Source organism: Cupriavidus sp. 05N39, assembly GCF_056397325.1.
This window is the reverse complement of the sequence record NZ_JBFTNE010000061.1, coordinates 26,473-47,405: the sequence shown is the minus strand read 5'-3', so window position 1 is coordinate 47,405 and position 20,933 is coordinate 26,473. Positions and strand designations below refer to the sequence as shown.

Genomic DNA, 20,933 nt, shown 5'->3' with positions numbered 1-20,933 from the left:
GATGCGAGTTTGGGTCCCGGCCGCTCTTTTCGCCGGATCCCGAGGGGGTGTCGCCCCATCCGGCGCGCCTTCTTTGCCTACTTTCTTGGCAAGACAAGAAAGTAGGTCGCCTCCCCGCAGGGGAGGTGAAACTGCCTTTGACTTTAGGCATTTGAAGTTGAAGTTAAGCAATTAAAGCCACACCCGCTGCAAACAAAACCCCATGGACCGCCTGACCGCCGCCGAAGTCTTCATCACCATCGCCGAACGCGGCAGCATGACCGCCGCCGCCGAATCCCTCGACATGTCCCGCGCCATGGTCACCCGCTACCTGGCCCAAATGGAAACCTGGGCCGAACAGCGCCTGCTGCACCGGACCACGCGCAAGCTAAGCCTGACACCCGCAGGCGAGCAAACCCTGGCCCGCTGCCGCCAGATGCTGGAAATCGCCGCCCAGATGACACGCCCCGCGGCCGAACGCGCAGGCACGCCGCGCGGCATGCTGCGCATCAGTTGCGCGCAATCGCTGGCCGAGGATGTCCTGGCCGCGGCGGTCACCGCCTATCTGAAGCGCTACCCGGAAACGGCAGTCGACCTCCATATCGGCAGCCAGGCCGTCAACCTGGTGGAAGCGCGCATCGACCTGGCCATCCGCATCACCAACGACCTCGACCCCAACCTGATCGCGCGTCAGCTGGCCAGTTGCGCCTCGGTAATCTGCGCCGCGCCGGCCTATCTTGCCGCCCACGGCATGCCGCGCAGCGCGCAGGACCTCGCCATGCACAACTGCCTGACCTACTCCTACTTCGGCAAGAGCCTGTGGCAACTGGAACGCGCTGGCGAAACCCTGGCGGTACCGGTACAGGGCAATCTCAGCGCCAACGAATCCACGGTGCTGCTGGCCGCCGCGGTGGCTGGCGCCGGCATCGCCATGCAACCGCTCTACTCCGCCGCGCCGCTGCTGCGCAGCGGCCAGTTGGTGGCGTTGCTGCCGGCCTGGCAACCGCAGGCATTGGGCATCCATGGCGTGTACGCATCGCGCCGGCAAATGCCGGCGATCCTGCGCACCATGCTGGACTTCCTGGCGGAGTACTTCGCCACGGATCCCGGATGGCAAGGCGGCAGGCCCGCGTCGCTCCGGCCAGGCTAGGTCCCAGTCGTCCAATCTTCGTATTTCGAACAATTCGCCTTTCCAGGCATTAGAATTCCGCCCGTCCCCCGAAGGATCACCTCATGCGGAAAACCGCCCTCTTCGCATTGTTTTTTTGCACATCGCTCCATGCAGTGGCGGCAACGGCCGTGGACGTGTCCAGGATTCACGGCAAGATCCAGTTCGTCAATGCCTTTGGCGACTACAAGGTCCAGGTGGTAAACGCCTTTGCCGACCTGAAAGTGAAAAAGATCGATGCCTTCCCCGACAAGCCTGGCGAATGGCAAATCGTCAGCGGCAATGCCGACTACAAGATCCAGATCGTCGACGCCTTTGGGGATTTCACCATCGAATACGTGAACGCCTTTCCGGGCGTGCGCAAATAGCCGGACACCATCGCACTGAGCGGGCGCCACTGAACGTGTTCGCAAGATGGCGGAGCCGCCGATGGCTTCGTCCCTGCCGAAATCGGGAAGCGAATGGCGCGCGCATTACCCGACGATCAGTCGGCCCGGCACCACTGGCCAGAATCCGGGCACACGCTGGCCCTTGCACCGTTCAGCCAGACTTGCTCTTCATTCAGTTGCAGCGAGGTCGAAGGGGCGATGTCGAAGGCAACCTCAAGTGCGCGCCCAACGTGGGCATCTTCGATGGGAAGCTCCCAGGTCAGGAATAATTGGGTGCAGTCCTGGTCGGGCGGGAAGTCGGCTACATCAAAACCGCTGCTGCGGCGTTGAATTACGCCATGAGGCTGGCAAGTATCGAATATCACCGCCGTGCCCCGGGTCAGCGGGATGCGATGACCCAAAGAGGGAAAATGCAAGTCCTGCCCCCTGTCCTCGCTCAGGAAGAGATTGCAAAAGGCCGCACCGCCATATTGCGCACCGTCATGGTGATACCTTGCGCCGCGGCAGGCCATGAGGGCTACGTCACTGGAGGCAAGCACCCCAGGCAGTCCAAGCGCGCACGCCCAATCGGACACAGCCTGCACGCAGCGCGTGTAGTCCGGCCAGCGCGCTCGCGCTCGTGCCAGAGGCATTGCCTCGACATCCCCGGGCTCCAGGACCAGGCGGGACGATATCTCCCTTGCCCAATCTGCAAGCAAACGTGCAGGGGGGACAGGCACGTCGACCGTGCCTGAGAGCACGATGTCACTCACGCGCCGGCTGCGGATGGCGTCGCCACTCCAGAAATAGGAAGTGAGGAGGTCTTGTACCCGATGCTGTTGAGGGCTGTGGCTCATTTGGAGCAATGTAATGCGGCTGCCTCGGTAATGTAGCGGATCATAGCCCGTCGGCCGCTTAGGTCGCCGATGAACCGGCGCGGTCTTCCCCGGAAATCGGCCAGGAAGCAAAAAAATCGGCGCGCCTCAATGGGCGCGCCGATGTCGCACAGCGCGTCGGCGCTGCGATAGTACAAGTGGTGATGCGGGCCGGGAAGGCTATCAGGCAGGGAGCGTCTGCGCCAACACGGTTGCCATGGAGCCACTGGCGGCGCAAACCAGTGCCCAGCCTGCCAACATCCGGAAACTCTGCCAACGGCTCATGATGTGCTCCTGATATCCGTGCGCCGCCATGACGGCGGCACGACGATGATGCATGGATCGCGGTACGCCGCGGTCATGCTGACCTCACGGCATACCGGTAGTTTGCTCAGGCATTCGCGCCGTCGGTGAACACGTCGCGCTTGCCGCTGCGCGCACCGTCGGTGTACGGGTCGCGCTTGTCGGTACGAGCACCATCGGTGTACGGGTCGAAGCTGCGGCCCGGTTCAGACGACACGCTGCCGCGGTCCAGGCCGGCCACCGTACGGAAACCATCCGTATAGGGGTCGGTCTTGCCGACGCGCGCGCCGTCGGTGTACGGGTCGATGCTGCGGGCGGGCTCGGACGACACGCCGGCGCGGTCCAGGCCGGCAGTCAGGCCGCCTTCGCTGAATACGTCGAACTTGCCGCTGCGGGCACCATCGGTGAACGGATCGGCCTTGCCGGTACGGGCGCCATCGCTGTACACGTCGCGGGTGCGGTATTCATAGCTGTACTTGTCGGCGGAAACGGTGGCAGCCTGGGCATGGCCAGCGGCAAAAGCTGCGGCGAGGGTGGCGGCGGTGAGCAGGGACTTGGCAAAAAGAGTGGTGTTCATGATGTTCTCCAATCGAAGCATGGGTCCGGGGGTCTGCTTTGGCCGCGGGGACCGGGATTTAGCTGGATCGTCACTTCCCTTTCGTTTTACCTACCACTAGGTAGACAAGCTGGGCAAAAAAAAAGTGACTTTCGTCGTCGTTACATATCTGCTGCATTGGAAGCCGGCTGGCGGGCCTTTTCTGCCTGCCCTTGCTGCGGCGTCCATGGAACACATCTTATCTACCTGTAGGTAGATAGTCAAGGGTTTTTACCAGGTTGCGTTTAAGAATATTCGAAAAAACCTAAGCGGCACAAGCAGCACTATTGGCAGCCACCCAGAAAAAGTGAGCCATTGGGCGCCATTCTTCTGACAGCCGCCTGCACCTGCCATCGGTGTGTACTAGGCTTTTCGAGGCGCGGGTCGCGATCGAGGGCACTCGTGCGTCGCTTTGTGCAATCGGCCTCACACGCACCGCCGAAGGTTGCCATCAGGGATTGCCGCGTTGCGGCATCGCGAGCAAACTCTCCATGGCCGTGCGCGGGCGTTCCCGCGCACGCTCCYGCCGCACTCGAATCCATTGCACCGCCTCCCGCGCGGTGCCACCGGGAGGCCGTACTCATGAGCGCAGACAATGCCATCGGGAGTTCCGAACACGGCGATCCGCAAGCCATAGCGCCGGCGGACCTGTCAGTCGAGCCAGAGGCCACCGCAGCAGCGTTCTCCCCGATGGAGTCGCGCCGGCACCAGATGTTTCCCCTGCTGACTGCCGGCGAGATCGCCCGGCTCCAGCATTTCGGCACGGTGAAGCAATGGCTCCCCAACGAATTCCTGTTCCGCACGGGTGACCCCGCCCACGGCATGGTGGTGCTGCTGCGGGGCCATGTACGGGTGTCCCAGCGCGACGCCCTGGATCGTTCGACGGTGGTGGGCGAACACGGCCCGGGGCACTTCCTCGCCGAGGTCGGACAGCTATCCGGCAAGCCCTCCCTGGTCGACGGCATGGCGCTGGAGAACGTCGAGGCCATTGCGATCCCGCCCGACCGGCTGCGCGCGCTGCTGGTCGCGGAGGCCGAACTGGGCGAGCGGATCATGCGCGCGCTGATCCTGCGGCGTGTCGGCCTGATCGAACGCGGCAAAGGCCCGACCCTGCTGGGCCGCGGCAGCGAGCCACGCCTGCTGCTGCTGCAGGCCTTCCTGCGGCGCAACGGTTATCCCCACACCGTGGTCGATGCGGACACCGATCCCGACGCCGGCGCGCTGCTCGAGTTCAGCGCGGCCGCCCCAGGCGATTTTCCGCTGGTCATCTGCCCCGGCGGCGCGGTGCTGCGCGCGCCCGACCCAGGCCAGCTTGCCACTTGCCTGGGCCTGTTGCCCGAGTTCGATCCGAACCATGTCTATGATGTGATCGTGGTGGGTGCCGGCCCTGCCGGGCTGGCAACGGCCGTCTATGCCGCGTCCGAAGGGCTCTCCGTCGCGGTGTTCGACGAGTGCTCGCCCGGTGGCCAGGCAGGCGCCAGTTCGCGCATCGAAAACTATCTCGGCTTTCCCACCGGCATCTCAGGACAAGCACTGGCCGGCCGCGCCTTTGTCCAAGCACAGAAATTCGGTGCTCACGTCGCGATCCCGCTGGAGGTGGCTGCACTGCATTGCGGCGAACACCCGCAACGCATCGAGTTGTGCGACGGCCGCAAGATCCCGACCCGCACCGTGGTCATAGCCAGCGGCGCGGCCTATCGCCATCCCGCCATCGCAGCGCTGGATCGTTATGAGGGGCGCGGCGTCTACTATTGGGCGTCTCCGGTGGAAGCCCGGCTATGCGGCGGCGACGAGGTCATGCTGGTCGGGGGCGGCAACTCAGCCGGACAGGCGGCGGTCTTCCTGGCGGCGCACGCAAAGCACGTGCACATGCTTATCCGTGGGGCGAGCCTGGAGGCCAGCATGTCGCGCTACCTGATCGAGCGCATCGCGGCCCAGCCCAATATCGAACTGCATACCGGCGCGGAAGTCGTGACACTGGCCGGAGAAGAGCGCCTGGCTACCGTCGGCTACCGCACGCGCGATAGCGACCGCATTACAGAAATACCGATCCGGCATCTGTTCCTGTTTATCGGCGCCGATCCCAATACGGCATGGCTGCGTACGTGCAATGTCCGCGTCGACGCAAAGGGATTCGTGCTGACGGGCTCGGACACACCACATGAAGGCGAGGCGCCCGCCTCCGCGCTGGAGACCAGCGTACCCGGTGTTTATGCGATTGGCGACGTGCGCTCGGGCTCCACCAAGCGTGTTGCGGCGGCCGTTGGCGAAGGCGCCGCTGTGGTCGCCCAAATCCACGGCTACCTGGCGAAACTAAAGCTGCCGGAGCCGGGAATGCTCGCCATGTAGGGCACGCCGGGCAATGAATTTACTCCTGCCTCCGTGCGCCGGCAATCGACCGTGTGGACGGCGCGCGACAGAGCGTGAAACGCGCTTTTATTTACTATATTGGTTGCAATGGCAGGTGCTTCAATTCGAAGCCGCTGATCGGGGAGGTTGCCATGCGTTCGCTTGCAGACAGATTTAGTCCGCCCACACCGGAGAAAATAGCAGCAAGGGAATTGCAGCAAATGCGGCTTACCCTATTCCAGGCCGAACGCCGCCTGCTGGAAGCACAGATGCAGGTCGACTACTATCGCGACCTCGTCGCCTTCCTGGAAGACGTGAGCGCCTCCGGCGTCGAAAGCGTGGTGGACAAGCGGCGCACATCTGCCGCCGCCGAGCACGCACAGGCCCATCGCTCCGCGCCCGGACTCATCACGGTGCCTGCCGTACCTTCAGCAGCCTGACGTTTCACCATTGCCGGCGCAGCCCGCGCCGGCAATGGTGATGACGCGTCCCTCGCCTGCGCGGGACGCGGCTGCCGCGACGCTGTCACACGCAACCGCTGCACGTGGCGCTTGTCATGGCCCGTCGCGCATCGCCGTGGGCTGCGCGAGCGCTGTGCGATACTGGCCGTCTTGCGCGGTTCTCCCGCGTCATCCACACACAGACCCAACGCCGCGCGCGGTGCCTCGCGACGTCCGTGCCCGGCCCGGGACCCAACAGGAAACTGATATGAGCGAACTGCTGCCAGCCATTGAGATCGAAACCGCGCCATCACCGACATGGTCGGTCATATGGATGCACGGCCTCGGCGCCGACGGCAGCGACTTCGTCCCCGTGGTGCCCGAACTGGACCTGGCGCCCGTACCCGGCGTGCGTTTCGTGTTTCCCAACGCGCCGGCCATCCCGGTCACCTGCAACGGGGGCTACGTCATGCCGGCGTGGTATGACATCGAGTCCCTGGACGACGCGCGCCGCCAAGTGGACGAGGCTGGGATACGCGTCACCCGCCAGGCCATTCGCGCGCTGATCGCGCGCGAGAACCAGCGCGGCGTGCCCAGCCATCGCATCGTGCTGGCCGGCTTCTCGCAGGGCGGCGCCGTGGCCTATACCACCGGCCTCACGCATCCCGAGCGCCTGGGCGGCATCATCGCCCTTTCCACCTATATCCCCTCGCCCGCGCTGCTTGCCGCCGAGTTGAGCGAGGCCAACCGCGCCACGCCGATCTTCGCCGGGCATGGCGCCGAGGACGACGTGGTACCCGTCAAGCTAGGCATGCTGGCGCGCGATACGCTGCAACAGCAGGGATGCACGGTGGAATGGCACACCTACCGCATGTCGCACTCGGTCTGCATGGAAGAAATCCAGGCAATTGGCGCGTGGCTGACCGCGCGGTTCGCCGCGGACAAACCGTCCTGACCACGGGAAGGCGGAATGGCCCTGCACGGCCATTCCGGCGTGGGACGCGCCCGGCCGTGGTAGGCTCGCGCCCTCCGCATTATTCGCAAGCCCTATGAAAACCTCACATCCCGACGCTTCCGCGGCCGCCCCTGCCGCGCCGCTCAAGCTGGATTTCGATACGCGCAAGGCGCTGCTGTTCGCCCTTGCCGCCGAGCGTTTGTCGGCGTACTACGAACACCGCCAGTGGATGACCGATGCCCAGGGCTCCACCCTGGCAGGCCTCTGGCTGTCGCGCTCCAGGCTGCAACTGGCGCTGGCGGAGCGGCGCCTGCTGTCGCAACTGAGCGATCAGTTCGCACGGCAACTGGCCGGCACGCTGTCGCGCGAGGCCGGCCTGTACACCGCCCATGAAATGATGGAAGCGCTCGACCCCAACTACCAGTCCGCTTTTGCGCACGACCTGCTCGACGAGTGCGAGCGGCTGCTGCGCGAGAACGGCGTGACGGAGTGACAGGCCACGCGCCGTGCCTTCGCAGGCGCGGCGTGGCCGGCATGATTCAGCGGCTGGCCACGCTTGGCGCGCGGCCCTTGTCGAACTGTTCCCCGTCGAGCCGGCGGAACACCAGCGCCGACAGCAGCGTAATGATGCCCACGGTAAGGAACGCCAGCCGGTAAGCCGTGCCCGCCACGCCAAGCTGCGCGGTGAACAAGCTCACTAGCCCGCCGCCGATGGTGACCCCGAGGCCGATCGCCAGCATCTGCACCATCGAGAACAGGCTGTTGCCGCTGCCCGCGTCTTCCACGCTCAGGCCCTTCAGCGTCACGCTGTTCATGGCAGCAAACTGCATGGAGTTGGTGGCGCCGAACAACGCGAGCTGCGCGATGGCCAGACCAGTCGGCCAGCCCGGCGAAATCGCCGCGAACGATGCGATCGAGCCACYCACGAGCAAGGTGTTGACCAGCAGGAAGGTGTCATAGCCAAAGCGTTTGACCAACGGCACGATCCAGCGCTTGGCGACCACGCCGGCCAGCGCGGCCGGCAGCAGCATCAGCCCGGAATGCAGCGGCGAGTAATCCATCTGCAACTGCAGCAGCAATGGCATCAGGAATGGCACCGCGCCGGAACCGATGCGGCAAACCAGGTTGCCGGCCAGCCCGATGCTGAAGTTGGGTTCGCGAAACAACGCCAGCCGGAACAGCGGATCGCGCCGCCGCCGGGCATGTGGAATGTATAGCAGCGCGGACAGCAGGCTCAGCGCGAACAGGCCGCCGCTCCATGCCGCATGACTGGCTTCGCGTGGCGTGTCGAGCGCCAGCGAAAATGCCACCATGCAAAGCGACAGCAAGCCGCATCCGATGAAGTCGAACGGGGGCGCGCGTCCGTTGGTGTTATCCGGCAAGTAGCGCAAGACGGCCAGCATCCCGATCGCGCCGACCGGCACATTGATCAGGAAGATCCAGTGCCATGCCACCGACTGCACGATCCAGCCGCCCAGCACCGGCCCGAAGATGGGCCCGACCTGCCCTGCCACCGACACGAAGGCAAGGGCCGCGATGTATTGCTCGCCGGAGACGCTGCGCAGCACCGCCAGCCGGCCGATCGGCAGCAGCATCGAGCCGCCGATGCCCTGGACCACGCGGGCGATCACAAGCTGGTCCAGGCTCTGCGCGCCGGCGCAAAACAGCGAGCCGAGCACAAAGGTCAGGATCGCCGCGAAGTAGACCCGGCGGGTGCCGAAGCGGTCCGCCAGCCAGCCCGAGGCCGGCGTCAGCATGGCCATGGTCAGGGTGTAGGCCACGACCACCGGCTTCATGTCCAGGGGGGTCTCGTTTAGGCTGCGCGCCATCGCGGGCAACGCGGTGTTGACGATGGTGGTGTCGAGCGTTTGCATGAAAAAGCCCGCTGCGACAATCCACAGCATGGCCTTTTGGGAGGATTGGCTGTTCATCTGGTACATCTCGGCAAGGACCGGTGGAGAACCGGCGCGGCCATCGGGTGGAATCGCGGGGAGCAGATCCGGAAGAACCCAGGGCCACGAATGCTATCGATGTTAATGATTGCGCTATCAATCGGGAACCCCTCTGGATATATTGACTGTAATCGGATATTCCGATGACAATGCCGCATGCTCAATCCCGTCTGGATCCGGACCTTCGCCACCGTTGCCGCCGCACACAGTTTCACCGATGCGGGGCGTCAGCTCGGCCTGTCCCAGTCCAGCGTCAGCGACCATATCCGGCGCCTGGAACAGCACGTGGGACGGCGGCTGTTCGTGCGCGATACCCACACCCTGACCATGACCGCCGACGGCGAGGCGCTGCTGGCGCATGCGCGGCTGATCCTGGAAGCCATCACGCGCGCGGAATCCCAGTTCAACGCGCCCCGCCTGCAGGGACGCGTGCGGCTGGGCACCTCGGACGACCTGGCGCTGGGGCCGCTGCCCAATGTGCTGGCCGCGTTTCGCAACTCGCATCCGGACGTGGAACTGGAAATCACCATCGGCATGACCGGCAAGCTCTACGAGCTGATGGATGCCGGCGCGCTGGACCTGATGATCGGCAAGCGCCGCGAAGGCGACAGGCGCGGCACCCCGCTGTTCCGCGGCAAGCTGGAGTGGCTCGCGCGGCCCGGCACCGTGGCGGACCTCAGGCAGCCTTTGCCGCTGATCCTGGTACCCGAACCCAGCGTCACGCGCGCCATCGTGCTCGATACGCTGGCCAAGGCCGGGATGCGCTGGCAGATCGTCTGCACCAGCAGCAGTCACTCGGGCTGCATCGCCGCCGCGCGTGGCGGTCTGGGCATTACCGTGAGGGCGCAATACCTTTCCGGGCGCGGCTTGTCGCCGCTGGTCAATAGTGAAAGCCTGCCGGCGCTGCCGGAGGTGGAGTTCATCTCGCTGCGCGCGGGCCGCCTGAGCCGGCCCGCCGAAACGCTACTGCAACTGCTGCAAAAGAGCGATCTGCGCGGGTCCTGGCTGGACGAATAGCCAGCACCCGCGTGCGATTCCCGCCGGGCTCACGCATGGGCGCCGTCCTGGTACGGGTCGAAGCTACGGGCCGGGGATGCCGATACGCCGCGCGTGTCCATGCCGGCCAGCTTCTGCGCGCCATCGGAGAACGGGTCGATGTTGCGAGCCGGATCGGACGAAACGCCACTGCGGTCCAGGCCGGCGATGCGGGCGCTATCGGTGAAGGGATCCACCATGCGGGTGCGGGCGCCATCGGTGTACGGGTCGATGCTGCGGGCAGGATCGGACGAGACGCCAACGCGGTCCAGGCCGGCAATGCGKGCGCCGTCGGTGAACGGATCCACCATGCGGGTGCGGGCGCCGTCGGTGTACGGGTCGATGCTGCGGGCAGGATCTGCGGAAGGACCCGTGCGGTCCAGGCCGGCAATGCGCGCGCCGTCGGTAAAGGGATCGGMCGTGCGGGCGTGGGCACCATCGGTGAAGCTATCGAACCTGCCGCCACGGGCGCCATCGGTGAATGCGCTCACGGGTGCCGTGCGTGCGCCGTCGCTGAATACGTCGCGCGCGCCGCTGTGCATCGACTGGGCATAGGGCGCGTTGCCAACGCGATCGGCAGCCGCGCTGGCGGCATGGGCGCTGCCCAGGGCAAACACGGCACCGGCAATGGCGGCGGCGGCAAACAGCGACTTGGCGAGGTTCGGGTACATGGCAATCTCCAACTGGGTGAATGAGCCCATTCGTCGCCGGCAACCGATGGAACTTACAGGTTTTTTTCAGATTGTTTGCCGGAGCCCGTTCGCCTCGATCCGCGTGCGGTGCCCTGCACGTGGACACGCCGCGCAGCCCGACCCGGCGCCCTGCCCCGCCCGCACCTGACTGGCCTAAGCCTTATTCCAGTCATCTTCCAGTCAAAAGGATGAGCCCAGCCAAATGCTTATCCCCCCCAATACCGTGACGATCTCCAACCTCCGGCCAGTGTCGGCAAGCGTACGCATGACGCTAAATACAGTAACGGGTCAGGCGCTGCTGCGTGGCAAACCGAACAGAACAAGACAGAACGGCTGACGCCGTGGCCGGGATTTTTTCGACTAGGGGAGAATGGGATGACCGACACAGAACTGGACCTGTCCGGCAATCATTTGCTGGGCGCACTGCCGCAGCGCGAGCGCCGCCTGCTCATTTCGCGGCTGGATAGCGTCAACCTGCGCACAGGGCAACTGTTGAGCGACTCCGGGCAACGCATCCGGCATCTCTACTTCCCGAGCACCGCGGTGGTCTCGATGATGTCGCTGCAGGAAAGCGGCGCCACCGTCGAACTGGCCTCGGTGGGCCGCGAGGGGATGGTTGGTCTGCCCGCGCTGACCGGCGGCGAGACCATGCCCAACCGCATCGAGGTACGCAGTAGCGGATGCGGCTTCCGCGTGGCCGCCGGCGACCTGCGCGCCATCTACCCCGAGCTGCCCACGCTGCAGCGCATGGCCCTGCTCTATATGCAGGCGCTGCTCACGCAGGTTTCGCAAACGGCGGTCTGCATCCGCCATCATTCGCTGACCACCCAGTTGTGCCGCTGGCTGCTGCTGGCGCTGGACCGTTCGCCCTGCAACGAGCTGGATGTCACCCAGCAGACCATCGCCGACATGCTCGGCGTGCGCCGCGAGGGCGTCACCGAAGCTGTGGGCAAGCTGGCGGAACTGCGCATGATCAGCCACAGCCGTGGCCATATCACCGTCATCGACCGCGCCGGGCTGGAAGGCTTCTCCGGCGAGTCCTACCGCATCGTGCGCAACGAATTCGACCGCCTGCTCAGCCCTGCCGCGAGCTAGCCGGCAGTGGCATGTGCCAGCGCCTGGTAAGCGGTGGCAAGGTGGTAAGGCGTGGTCGAAGGCATCTCGGCCCGCTCCACCTTGYCCTGCGCCGACAGGCATTCGTACCAGCCGCCCGCGTGGAGAAAACGCGCCGGGAACGATTGCAGCCATGCGTGCAGGTGTGCGAGCGCAATGCGATCGCCACGCACCACCAGCGCCCGCGCGAATTCGGTCTGCGCCCAGATCCGCTGGAGCGGGTCGCGCACCGAGCCGTCCAGGTTCAGCGCCGCCGCCACGCCCATGGTGCCGGTATCGACACCGTGCGCCAGGGCGAAGTCGAAGGCCCGCGTCAGCGCCTGGCTGAGCGGCGAGCCGTCGAACAGGGACGGCGCCGAAGCGAGCAGCGAAAACCACTCGAACTGGTGTCCGGGCTCGATCCGGTTGCCGGCGTTGTCCGTCGTCAACGGCAACTCGGTGATGCAACCGCTGGCCGGATCGACAAAGCTGGCCAGCATGGCTGCGGCAATGCCCGCCAGCCGGTCCGCGTAAAAAATGTCCCCCGTGACCTCGTGAGCCGCCAGGTAAGCCTCGGTCAGGTGCATGATCGGGTTTTGCAGCGGCGTGGCGCCAACGGGGCTGAAGTCTTGCGCGAGCCCGGCATGGTAGAGGCCGTCCGCCATGCGGAAACGCTGTTCGATCAGCCGCGCCGTGCCGTCCAGCAAGGTGCGCGCCTCGGGGCTGCCCGTCCGCTTGAAATACGCCGCGCAAGCGAAAACCACGAAGGCGTGGGTGTACAAGTCCTTGGTGCTATCGAGCGGCTGGCCGTGCGCATCGATGCTGTAGACGAAGCCGCCGTACCCGCCATCGGCGAAGCGGCCGCGCAGCGACGCGAACAGCCGCGCGGCGTGGGCGGCCGCGTCGGCGCCCTCGCACCGGGAAAACACGTAAATCTGGCGCGCGCATGCCATGGCGCGATAGCGCACCACCGGCAGCGGCTGGCGATCGGTGGCCGACAGCGCCTCATAGGGCAGTTGCATGGCGGCATGCCAGCCCGGACCGTTCCATAGGGGCAGGATGGCGGCATCGTAGTGCGCGAGCAGCGTGGCAACGGACGCGGAAATGGAAGCAGCACCGGTTGCGGCAAGGGTTGGCGTAACGTTCATGCGGGAAGGAATTCGGTAAGGGGCGCGTCATCGCGCGGTCCCGGCTAAATATTCATGACCAAGACCCGGGACGCGGGGAACGGCAACCGAGGCGTCCCGGAGACTGGCATCCGTGCAATATACCTCAGCACGGCAACCGGCCTTCCCGACTAACCGGCGCCGGCGATAGCGCCTAAATACGCCGGACCATGCACAAAGGCAGGCGTGCGCCTTCCGATCCGCATTCCGGCGACCTGCCGCAATCCGGAGTGGCGGCCTCGCCCCACCCGCCGTTTCGTGCCATTGGCAAGCTTGAACCCGCCGGCAGATCGCCTAACCTTACCGCGTGGACCCTTGCTTCGAGAACCGCGACGAGCGGCTATCGCGCCGCATTCCGCGCCCGCCGCGGCGCCAGGACCACATTCCTGGTTTGTGCAGATATCACGGCCGGAGGGATTCCCGCCTTCCGTCCTCCCCGCACTTTCTGGCCATCCGGCGCCCGCCGGAGGTTACGCCCATGCTCCATGGGAGAGCACGATGGAAAAGCCAGTCGTAAGCCCCTTGCGTTTTGTCGAGATGCTGAACGCCAGGCTGCCCGCCCATCCCCTGTATCAGGAGGGGATGCGCGTGTACGCCATTCCCAATCATTCAGAGCATCCTCACAGCCTGGTCTGCGTCGGCCCGCGCGGCGTCAAAGGCGTATGCGCAACGGTGGAACTGATCGTGCGCGGCGAGTGCGAGATCTTCCCCGACATACCGGGCGACTGGCACGCCGCCCCCCGCGCCACCGCTCGCGCCTCCAGCCGCTAGGGCGCTGCCATCCGGCCACGCGCGAACCCCTTCCAGCCTCCGATATGGCCGGGGGCAGCGTCACGCGGCTGCGCGCCCCTCCTCTGCAGAAGCTGGAATCCGGACGACGCCGGCGCTGTCGGAACTCATTACGCCTGCCGGATACCGTGCGGCAAACACCAGGCGGCCCGCTGACCACGTATGCGTCACCAGCGGCTGGCCCGCCACCATTGCCACCGCCACCAGGTCGGCACGCAGCCCGGCCGCGATGCGGCCGCGGTCGGACAGCCCGCAGGCCGCCGCCGGGTTGGCGCCGACCAGCGCGGCAGCCCGCGGCAGGCTCAGGTCCGCCTGCCGCTCGGCGGCGAAGGCCGCCGCGATCAGCGTGGATGGCTGGTAGTCCGAACACAGGCAATCCGCCACGCCGGCGCGGATGGCGTCGATGGCGCGCATCGAACCGCTCTGGCTCTGGCCGCGCAGCACATTGGGCGCGCCGAGGATGGTCGGCAGCCCTTGCGCCTTGGCCGCCTGCGCGGTCTCCAGGTTGATCGGGAACTCGCTCATGCGCACGCCCAGCGCCTGCATGGTGGCAATGCGCTCGACCGAATCGTCGTCGTGGCTGGCGGCGGGAATGCCCATCCGCGCAGCCAGCGCCAGCAGGCGTTCCACGCGCTCCAGCGCGCCATGCTTCTCCACCAGTTTCTTGTCGGCGGCGGCGCGCGCTTCTTCGCGGCTCATGGCGTGGTTGCCCATCATGTAGGCCAGGTACGCTTCGAGCGTCTTGAACTGGCCCTGGCCGGGCGAGTGGTCCATCACGGAGACCAGGTCCACCACGCCGGCCTCCATCAGTTGCTCAAGCACGGGCAGCGCGCTGGCATCGGTGACTTCGTAGCGGCAATGGACACGGTTGTCCACCAGGCTGTGATCACGGAAAGCCGTGACGGCGCGCACCAGGGCGCCTGCGGTCTCGTAGTTGCGCACGCCGAACGTATTGCTGGCGAACGACACCGCATGATAAGGCGTGGTGATGCCGGCAGCGGCGTTGCGGCGGTCGACCTGCGCCACGGCAAAATCGAGCGGGAACATCACGCGCGAGCGCGGTTCGGCTTCTTTCTCGATCGCATCGCAATGCAGGTCGATCAGGCCGGGCATCAGGGTCTGGCCGCGCAGGTCGATCACCTGGGTGGCGCGCGGTACGGCGGCGGCATCCGGCTCGATGGCCGCGATCAGGCCATTCTCGATCAGCAGCGCGCTGTCAGGAAGCACGCCGTCGGGCAGGACGATCCGCGCATGGGTCAGGTAGGCAGGAAGCATGGTCGTTTCCGGGAACGATTGGGAACGGATAAAAGCAACAACGAATCGGCTCAGCCAGCCACGGCGGCAAGCTTGCCGGCGGGCGCGGCCTCGGTGACGGCGGGCGGGTGCAAGGGCAGCAACCGGGTGGCCACGGCATCGCGCACCGCTTCGTCGTGGAAGATGCCGACCAGGCAACGGCCCTCGGCCAGCGCCTCGCGAATCAGCGCCACGACCACGGCGCGGTTGTCGGCATCGAGCGAGGCGGTCGGCTCGTCGAGCAGCAGCACCGGATGACCGCCGATCAACCCGCGCGCGATGTTCACGCGCTGCTGCTCGCCGCCCGAGAAAGTCGCCGGCGGGAGGCTCCAAAGACGGCCCGGCACCTGCAGCCGCGCCAGCAGCGTCGCCGCGCGCTCGCGCGCTTCATCGGCGCCGGCGCCGCGCTGCTGCAGCGGCTCGGCCACCACGTCGAGCGTGCTCACGCGCGGGATCACGTGGAGGAACTGGCTGACATAGCCGATCACCTCGCGGCGCAGTTGCAGGATGCGCTGCTCAGGCGCGCGGGTCAGTTCCACCCAGTCGTTGCCGTCGCGGATGCGGATGCTGCCTTCGGTGGCCAGGTAGTTGCCGTACAGGCAGCGCAGCAGCGTGCTCTTGCCCGCGCCGGAACTGCCGGCCAGCACCAGGCATTCGCCTGCGGCGGCGTCGAAGTCGATGGCCTGCAGCACCGGCAGGCGCGTGCCGCCCTGGTTATGCAGGACGAAGGTCTTGCCGAGGCCGCGCACCTGGATGCGGCTGGCACCGGTGGCATCGACGGTATTCGTGTTGGCATTGCCTTGATGGTTGTTGGAGTCTTGCGTCATGGTCAGCTCTGCAGGRTGGAAGACACCAGCAATTGGGTGTACGGATGGTGCGGGTCGTCGAGGATCTGGTCGGTCAGGCCGCTTTCCACCACGCGCCCGCCTTGCATCACCAGCGTGCGGTGCGCCAGCAGGCGTGCCACGGCGAGGTCGTGGGTCACGATGATGGCGGCGAGGCCAAGGTCCGCCACCAGCCGGCGCAGCAGATCGAGCAGGCGGGCCTGCACGGAGACATCGAGCGAGGCAGTGGGCTCGTCCATGAACACCAGGCGCGGATGCGTCACCAGGTTGCGGGCGATCTGCAGGCGCTGCTGCATGCCGCCCGAGAAGCTCGTCGGCGCATCGTCCAGGCGCCCCAGGTCCAGCTCCATCTTTTCCATCCAGGTGCCGGCGACCTCGCGCAGTTCACCGTAGTGGCGTCCGCCCACCGCCATCAGGCGCTCGGCGATATTGGCGCCGGCGCTCACGCGCATGCGCAGGCCATCGCGCGCGTTCTGGCGCACGAAGCCCCAGTCGGTGCGCGCCAGCAGGCGCAGACGGGCATCGGACAGCGTGGCGAGGTCAACCAGCCCTTGCTCGCGGGTGTCGTAACGCACGCTGCCGGACTCCGGCGCGGCCTGCCAGGAAACCGCTTGCAGCAAGGTGCTCTTGCCGGAGCCGGATTCGCCCACCACGCACAGCACTTCGCCGGGAAAGAGATCGAAGCTGACATCGTGGCAGCCGTGCACGCCGTCCCAGGTGCGGGTCAGGCCGCGCACGGACAACAGCGGCTGGTGCGGATCGGTGCGGCTCATGCGGCCTCCTTGCTGGCGTTGGCGCCGGTTTCACCTTGTTCCTGGCGCGTGGCGCAGTACTCGGTATCGGAGCAGACGAACATGCGGCCGCCCGCGTCGTCGGTGATGATTTCATCGAGATAGCTGTCGGTGGCGCCGCACAGTTCGCAGCAGCCCGACCACGTTTCGACGGCGAAGGGATGGTCGTCGAAATCCAGGCTCTTGACGCTGGTGTAGGGCGGCACCGCATAGACCCGCTTCTCGCGCCCCGCGCCGAACAGCATCAGCGCCGGGCTGCGGTCCAGCTTAGGGTTGTCGAACTTGGGGATGGGCGACGGCCGCATCATGTAGCGCTGGTTGACCATCACGGGGTAGTCGTAGGTGGTGGCGATGCGTCCATGGCGCGCGATGTCCTCGTACAGCTTGACATGCATGGCGCCGTATTCCGCCAGCGCATGCATGGTGCGGGTCTCGGTCTCGCTCGGCTCCAGCCACCGCAGCGGCTCCGGGATCGGTACCTGAAACACCATGATCTGGCCCTGGGCCAGCGGCGTCTCAGGAATCCGGTGGCGGGTCTGCACGATGGAGGCTTGCGCGGTGCGTTCGGTGGTCTGCACGCCGGTGACGCGGCCGAAGAAGCGGCGGATATTGATGGCGTTGGTGGTGTCGTCCGAGCCCTGGTCGATCACCTTGAGCACGTCGTCGCTGCCGATGATGGAGGCCGTGACCTGGATGCCGCCGGTGCCCCACCCGTATGGCAGCGGCATCTCGCGGCTGCCGAACGGCACCTGGTAGCCGGGGATCGCCACCGCCTTGAGCAGCGCGCGGCGCAGCATGCGCTTGGTGGACTCGTCGAGATAGCCGAAGTTGTAGTGTTCGTCGCGCACGACGGCGCTGGCATTGGTGTCGTTCATGATGCGATGGCCTCCTGCGACGGGGCTTGAGCGATGGCGGTGGTGTCGCTTTCCGGCGGCACCGGCGCCGGCGCCGGGACGCCCTGCCCTCGCTCGGCGCGCAACCGGCGCAGCAGTTCGAGATTGGTCTGGAAATCCACGTAGTGCGGCAGCTTCAGATGCTGCACGAAGCCGGAGGCTTCCACGTTGTCGCTGTGGTAGAGCATGAACTCCACGTCATTGGCGGGCGCGTCGGCCGCTTCGCCCAGTTCGGCGGCGCGCATCGCGCGGTCGGCCAGCGCCATCGACATCGCCTTGCGCTCACCGTAGCCGAACACCAGGCCATAGCCGCGCGTAAAGCTCGGCCCCTCCTGCGCGTTGCCGGCAAACTGGCTCACCATCTGGCATTCGGTGACCTCGATCTCGCCGATGGTCACGGCAAATCCCAGCTCTTCCACGAACAGTTCCACCTCCACCGCGCCATAGCGGATCTCCGCCGCGAACGGATGCGAGTTGCCGTAGCCGCGCTGGGTCGAGTAGCCCATCGACAACAAGAAACCTTCATCGGCGCGTGCCAGGTTCTGCAAGCGCGCCGGACGGGCAGCGGGCAGCTCCAGCGGTTCGCGCGTCAGGTCGGGCGGCGCGGGATCGTGCGGGGGCACCGTCTCCGGCTCGATCAGCGATTCCTGGCGCAACAGGTCGGTCACGCGGGGCATGCGCGCGTCCAGCGTGGACGCCGCCGGCGGCAGCGGTGCATTCTCGCGCTCGGCCTCCAGCGTGAAATCCAGCAAGCGCTGGGTGTAATCGTAGGTCGGGCCCAGCACCTGCCCGCCCGGCACATCCTTGAAGGTGGACGAGATCCGGCGCTGCAAGCGCATGGCGCCGGTATCGAGCGCCACCGAATAGCCGAAGCGCGGCAGGGTGGTGCGATAGGCACGCAGCAGGAACACCGCTTCGATCAGGTCGCCCGCGGCCTGCTTGATGGCCAGCGCGGCCAGGTGCGGATCGTACAGCGAGCCCTCGGCCATCACGCGCGACACGGCCAGCGGCATCTGCTCGCGCACCTGCGCCAGCGTCAGCTCCGGCACCRCGCGGTCGCCGCGGCGGTAGTCGTCCAGCATGCGATAGGAGTTGAGGATGGCGCGTTCGCCCCCTTTGACGGCAACGTACATATCAAGCCTCCGCTTGGGTGGTGCGCGGCAGCGCGCACAAGCGGCTGGCACTGGTCAGGAGCACATCCACGCCGAGCGGGAAGCGCGCATGGTTGGCTTGCCACTGGGTCCAGAAACCGGCCGGCAAGCCTTGCACGGCCAGCGCCGCCTGGTGCTCGATGCCCGGGCCGCGCAGCGTGACGGCAGGGCCATCGCACAGCGACTCCACTTCGAGCAACAGCGTGGCGGAGCGGTCGGGATAAGCCGGATCGCCCTGGGCGCACGCCGCGAGATCCGGCACGGCATGGCCGGCCGGCACCGCCACGAAGGTGGCCTGCCCCACTTCGGCCACCAGCGGGCAGCCGCAATGGAAACGCAGGAAGGCGCGCACGCCCTCGGGCGTTTGCGGCGGCAGCCACACGGGCGTATCGCAATCGGCCAGCGCCAGCAGCAGCGCGCTCAGCGCAGGCGACAGGCCCGGCGGCACGCCGCACGGCTCGGCCAGCTCGCCGATGGTGCCGGGGTGTGACATGGCGTCCAGCGCGGCGCGGAAGGTCCGCTGCGCCGACTTCACCGCATCGTCGAAGCCGGGCAACAGCATCGGCGCCTGGCGGCTCGCAGGCGCGTTGTCGTATCCAGCCGCCTGGGCGGCAATCGGTTGGCCTGGCATCTCAATCCTCTCCACGCACCATGGTAAAAAATTCAACTTTTGTCTGTGCTGCCACCGCGGCCTCGTGTTCGCCACGCGCCGCGCGTTCCCTGGCCAGCGCCGAGACCACTTCGGCCTGCACGCGCGCATGCCAGCCTGGCAGTTGCAACAGCGCATCCAGCACGGCGATCTGCTCCGCCTGGCGGTGTGTACGGCCCTGCACGTAGCCCACGCCCACCACGCCAGGCTCCAGCGTTACCGCGCAGCGCGTTACGCTGACTTCGCCCAGGTTGAACTGCGCACCGGTGCCGCCGGCGCGCCCTCGCACCATCGCCATGCCGCTTTCCGGCTTGCGCAGCAGGCGATAGGCCGGCAGCGCGCCGAGGCGGCCAACGGCCTGCTCCAGGGCTTCCGGGTCCGCCAGCGCCAGCACGCGCAGCCATGCGGCGCGGGCCGCCTGGCCGGCCTGTTCCCGGGCCGCCGCCGCTGGCTGCGTGCCGGATCCGGTATCGGTTCGATCCATTTCACATCCCCTATACGTCTATACGTTTAGATGTAGAATACCATCCATGGCCGAACTACAACATAGCCAGATGAAGCTTTGATGACGCCTGGCGACGTTGTTTGGTTCTACGCACCGCACTGCGCGGTTGAGGCAAAATCGCATTCCATTGAAGCACGCCAATGATTAACGCAGGATGACGAAAAGGCAGGACAGGATGGTGGAACAGGAAGTCGAACGCGGTTCGGGAGTTGCGGTATGGCGCCAGATCGGCGAAGCCCTGGCGCTCGACATCCGCAACAAGCTCTACATGCCGGGCGAGCGGCTGCCGCCCGAGCCGGAGCTGGCCAGCCGGTTCGCCGTCAATCGCCACACCATCCGCCGCGCCATGGGCGAACTGGAGCAGAACGGCCTGGTACGCATCGAGCAAGGCAGGGGCACGTTCGTGCAGGAGCACGCGATCGACTACGCCATCGGGCGCCGTACCCGTTTCTCGCAGAACCTGGCCAGCCAGGGCATGCGCGGGCACATCGAAGTGCTCGAATCGCAAACGCTGCGCGCGCACGAGATCGCCAAGCACCTGGGGCTGGGACGCAGCGCCCCCATCCTGCGCGTGCAAATGCTGGGCAAGGCCGAAGCCCGCACCATCGACGTCGCCGATCATTACTTCGATGCCGCCCGCTTTCCCGACATGGATGAACAGTTGCGCGCGCGCCAGTCCATCTCCAAGGCGCTCGCCCATTACGGCATCACCGACTACACGCGCAAATGGTCGCGCATCACCGCCGCCATGCCGACCGCGCCGGTGGCCCGCCAGCTCAACCAGCCCAAGACCCGGCCGATCCTGCAGGTGGAAGCGCTCAATGTCGACCCGGAAGGCGCGCCGCTGCAATACAGCGTGGTGCGTTTCGCCGGCGACTGGGTGCAACTGACCGTGGCCGACCAGGACTAGGCGGCACCGGCCATGATCTTCGCGCCACAGGGATGGACCGAACATGGGCCGGACATCGGCCGGCCCGCAATTTGCTTACTTCCGGTATGGCGTGCAGCGCGGGTTGCAATCGCATACCGGGACACGATAGCTTCGCCG

22 protein-coding genes are annotated in these 20,933 nt (G+C 66.4%); 10 read left to right on the top strand and 12 right to left on the bottom strand.

The genetic code is table 11. The features are described from left to right. The first annotated feature begins 202 nt into the window (after positions 1–202). Both AC1DN0_RS26180 and AC1DN0_RS26175 read left to right on the top strand, forming a co-directional pair. A complete protein-coding gene (locus tag AC1DN0_RS26180) occupies positions 203–1,129 on the top strand; it encodes a LysR family transcriptional regulator (RefSeq protein WP_441633615.1) in 927 nt (308 codons plus the stop codon). A gap of 149 nt (positions 1,130–1,278) precedes the next feature. Further along, on the top strand, positions 1,279–1,515 hold the full coding sequence (locus tag AC1DN0_RS26175) for a 7(1) septoil knot domain-containing protein (RefSeq protein WP_477111674.1): 237 nt from the start codon (positions 1,279–1,281) through the stop codon (positions 1,513–1,515). Positions 1,516–1,631: 116 nt separating this feature from the next. Here AC1DN0_RS26175 and AC1DN0_RS26170 read toward each other — a convergent pair whose 3' ends face one another. Together AC1DN0_RS26170 and AC1DN0_RS26165 are read right to left on the bottom strand one after the other, a co-directional pair. Beyond that, positions 1,632–2,372 (bottom strand): hypothetical protein, encoded by a 741-nt coding sequence (locus tag AC1DN0_RS26170; protein WP_441633611.1) that lies wholly within the window; start codon positions 2,370–2,372, stop codon positions 1,632–1,634. Between the two features lie 409 nt (positions 2,373–2,781). After that, a complete protein-coding gene (locus AC1DN0_RS26165) occupies positions 2,782–3,270 on the bottom strand; it encodes a hypothetical protein (RefSeq protein ID WP_441633609.1) in 489 nt (162 codons plus the stop codon). A gap of 600 nt (positions 3,271–3,870) precedes the next feature. On the opposite strand from AC1DN0_RS26165, the gene AC1DN0_RS26160 reads away from it, so the two are divergent. The 4 genes from AC1DN0_RS26160 (at position 3,871) to AC1DN0_RS26145 (ending at position 7,525) form a co-directional block, all read left to right on the top strand. Then, complete coding sequence (locus AC1DN0_RS26160; RefSeq protein ID WP_441633607.1) at positions 3,871–5,637, top strand: FAD-dependent oxidoreductase; 1,767 nt, start codon at positions 3,871–3,873, stop codon at positions 5,635–5,637. Between the two features lie 152 nt (positions 5,638–5,789). After that, positions 5,790–6,077 carry a hypothetical protein gene (locus tag AC1DN0_RS26155; RefSeq protein ID WP_035860742.1) on the top strand — a complete coding sequence of 96 codons (288 nt, stop codon included), beginning with the start codon at positions 5,790–5,792 and terminating at the stop codon, positions 6,075–6,077. Between the two features lie 268 nt (positions 6,078–6,345). Continuing rightward, positions 6,346–7,032 (top strand): alpha/beta hydrolase, encoded by a 687-nt coding sequence (locus AC1DN0_RS26150; protein ID WP_441633605.1) that lies wholly within the window; start codon positions 6,346–6,348, stop codon positions 7,030–7,032. 94 nt (positions 7,033–7,126) lie between these two features. Further along, the gene (locus AC1DN0_RS26145) at positions 7,127–7,525 is read left to right on the top strand and encodes a hypothetical protein (protein WP_045240523.1); all 399 of its coding nucleotides are present in this window, start codon (positions 7,127–7,129) and stop codon (positions 7,523–7,525) included. 46 nt (positions 7,526–7,571) lie between these two features. Here the strand turns inward: AC1DN0_RS26145 and mdtD are convergent, their stop codons facing one another. Beyond that, positions 7,572–8,963, bottom strand: coding sequence for a multidrug transporter subunit MdtD (mdtD, locus tag AC1DN0_RS26140; protein ID WP_477146121.1), 1,392 nt, complete (start codon positions 8,961–8,963; stop codon positions 7,572–7,574). Between the two features lie 177 nt (positions 8,964–9,140). On the opposite strand from mdtD, the gene AC1DN0_RS26135 reads away from it, so the two are divergent. After that, positions 9,141–10,001, top strand: coding sequence for a LysR family transcriptional regulator (locus tag AC1DN0_RS26135; RefSeq protein WP_441633601.1), 861 nt, complete (start codon positions 9,141–9,143; stop codon positions 9,999–10,001). Between the two features lie 29 nt (positions 10,002–10,030). On the opposite strand, the gene AC1DN0_RS26130 is transcribed toward AC1DN0_RS26135, so the two are convergent. Next, complete coding sequence (locus AC1DN0_RS26130; protein WP_477146120.1) at positions 10,031–10,690, bottom strand: copper resistance protein CopQ; 660 nt, start codon at positions 10,688–10,690, stop codon at positions 10,031–10,033. 396 nt (positions 10,691–11,086) lie between these two features. On the opposite strand from AC1DN0_RS26130, the gene AC1DN0_RS26125 reads away from it, so the two are divergent. After that, complete coding sequence (locus AC1DN0_RS26125; RefSeq protein ID WP_441633597.1) at positions 11,087–11,806, top strand: Crp/Fnr family transcriptional regulator; 720 nt, start codon at positions 11,087–11,089, stop codon at positions 11,804–11,806. Here AC1DN0_RS26125 and AC1DN0_RS26120 read toward each other — a convergent pair. Beyond that, positions 11,803–12,951, bottom strand: a complete 1,149-nt coding sequence (locus tag AC1DN0_RS26120) for an AGE family epimerase/isomerase (protein WP_477146119.1) — start codon at positions 12,949–12,951, stop codon at positions 11,803–11,805. The two genes, AC1DN0_RS26125 and AC1DN0_RS26120, sit on opposite strands and share 4 nt — an antisense overlap. Positions 12,952–13,467: 516 nt before the next feature. Here AC1DN0_RS26120 and AC1DN0_RS26115 point away from each other — a divergent pair. Next, entirely contained in the window at positions 13,468–13,740 is a 273-nt protein-coding gene (locus tag AC1DN0_RS26115; protein WP_035860708.1) for a hypothetical protein, read from the top strand. A gap of 60 nt (positions 13,741–13,800) precedes the next feature. Here the strand turns inward: AC1DN0_RS26115 and AC1DN0_RS26110 are convergent, their stop codons facing one another. The 7 genes from AC1DN0_RS26110 to phnG form a co-directional block, all read right to left on the bottom strand. Continuing rightward, entirely contained in the window at positions 13,801–15,033 is a 1,233-nt protein-coding gene (locus tag AC1DN0_RS26110; protein ID WP_441633593.1) for an alpha-D-ribose 1-methylphosphonate 5-triphosphate diphosphatase, read from the bottom strand. 50 nt (positions 15,034–15,083) lie between these two features. Further along, entirely contained in the window at positions 15,084–15,878 is a 795-nt protein-coding gene (gene phnL / locus AC1DN0_RS26105; protein WP_477104324.1) for a phosphonate C-P lyase system protein PhnL, read from the bottom strand. A 2-nt stretch (positions 15,879–15,880) separates the two neighbouring features. Continuing rightward, entirely contained in the window at positions 15,881–16,669 is a 789-nt protein-coding gene (gene phnK, locus AC1DN0_RS26100) for a phosphonate C-P lyase system protein PhnK (protein WP_477146118.1), read from the bottom strand. Next, complete coding sequence (locus tag AC1DN0_RS26095) at positions 16,666–17,562, bottom strand: alpha-D-ribose 1-methylphosphonate 5-phosphate C-P-lyase PhnJ (protein WP_477104323.1); 897 nt, start codon at positions 17,560–17,562, stop codon at positions 16,666–16,668. Before AC1DN0_RS26095 ends, phnK begins: the two co-directional genes overlap by 4 nt. Beyond that, positions 17,559–18,713 (bottom strand): carbon-phosphorus lyase complex subunit, encoded by a 1,155-nt coding sequence (locus tag AC1DN0_RS26090; protein WP_477146117.1) that lies wholly within the window; start codon positions 18,711–18,713, stop codon positions 17,559–17,561. Before AC1DN0_RS26090 ends, AC1DN0_RS26095 begins: the two co-directional genes overlap by 4 nt. A gap of 1 nt (position 18,714) precedes the next feature. Beyond that, positions 18,715–19,293 carry a phosphonate C-P lyase system protein PhnH gene (phnH, locus tag AC1DN0_RS26085; RefSeq protein WP_441633622.1) on the bottom strand — a complete coding sequence of 193 codons (579 nt, stop codon included), beginning with the start codon at positions 19,291–19,293 and terminating at the stop codon, positions 18,715–18,717. Between the two features lie 70 nt (positions 19,294–19,363). After that, positions 19,364–19,864 (bottom strand): phosphonate C-P lyase system protein PhnG, encoded by a 501-nt coding sequence (gene phnG / locus AC1DN0_RS26080; RefSeq protein WP_441633584.1) that lies wholly within the window; start codon positions 19,862–19,864, stop codon positions 19,364–19,366. Positions 19,865–20,060: 196 nt separating this feature from the next. Between phnG and phnF the strand changes: the two genes are divergently transcribed. Continuing rightward, entirely contained in the window at positions 20,061–20,795 is a 735-nt protein-coding gene (gene phnF / locus AC1DN0_RS26075) for a phosphonate metabolism transcriptional regulator PhnF (RefSeq protein ID WP_441633620.1), read from the top strand. The last annotated feature ends 138 nt before the right edge of the window (positions 20,796–20,933 follow it).

Bases quoted from the DNA above. Each gene is read 5' to 3' on its own strand.
- AC1DN0_RS26180 (WP_441633615.1), top strand. From the start codon at position 203: ATGGACCGCCTGACCGCCGCCGAAGTCTTCATCACCATCGCCGAACGC.
- AC1DN0_RS26170 (WP_441633611.1), bottom strand. From the start codon at position 2,372: ATGAGCCACAGCCCTCAACAGCATCGGGTACAAGACCTCCTCACTTCC.
- AC1DN0_RS26165 (WP_441633609.1), bottom strand. From the start codon at position 3,270: ATGAACACCACTCTTTTTGCCAAGTCCCTGCTCACCGCCGCCACCCTC.
- AC1DN0_RS26160 (WP_441633607.1), top strand. From the start codon at position 3,871: ATGAGCGCAGACAATGCCATCGGGAGTTCCGAACACGGCGATCCGCAA.
- AC1DN0_RS26155 (WP_035860742.1), top strand. From the start codon at position 5,790: ATGCGTTCGCTTGCAGACAGATTTAGTCCGCCCACACCGGAGAAAATA.
- AC1DN0_RS26150 (WP_441633605.1), top strand. From the start codon at position 6,346: ATGAGCGAACTGCTGCCAGCCATTGAGATCGAAACCGCGCCATCACCG.
- AC1DN0_RS26145 (WP_045240523.1), top strand. From the start codon at position 7,127: ATGAAAACCTCACATCCCGACGCTTCCGCGGCCGCCCCTGCCGCGCCG.
- AC1DN0_RS26135 (WP_441633601.1), top strand. From the start codon at position 9,141: ATGCTCAATCCCGTCTGGATCCGGACCTTCGCCACCGTTGCCGCCGCA.
- AC1DN0_RS26125 (WP_441633597.1), top strand. From the start codon at position 11,087: ATGACCGACACAGAACTGGACCTGTCCGGCAATCATTTGCTGGGCGCA.
- AC1DN0_RS26115 (WP_035860708.1), top strand. From the start codon at position 13,468: ATGGAAAAGCCAGTCGTAAGCCCCTTGCGTTTTGTCGAGATGCTGAAC.
- AC1DN0_RS26110 (WP_441633593.1), bottom strand. From the start codon at position 15,033: ATGCTTCCTGCCTACCTGACCCATGCGCGGATCGTCCTGCCCGACGGC.
- phnL (WP_477104324.1), bottom strand. From the start codon at position 15,878: ATGACGCAAGACTCCAACAACCATCAAGGCAATGCCAACACGAATACC.
- AC1DN0_RS26095 (WP_477104323.1), bottom strand. From the start codon at position 17,562: ATGAACGACACCAATGCCAGCGCCGTCGTGCGCGACGAACACTACAAC.
- phnH (WP_441633622.1), bottom strand. From the start codon at position 19,293: ATGCTGTTGCCCGGCTTCGACGATGCGGTGAAGTCGGCGCAGCGGACC.
- phnG (WP_441633584.1), bottom strand. From the start codon at position 19,864: ATGGATCGAACCGATACCGGATCCGGCACGCAGCCAGCGGCGGCGGCC.
- phnF (WP_441633620.1), top strand. From the start codon at position 20,061: ATGGTGGAACAGGAAGTCGAACGCGGTTCGGGAGTTGCGGTATGGCGC.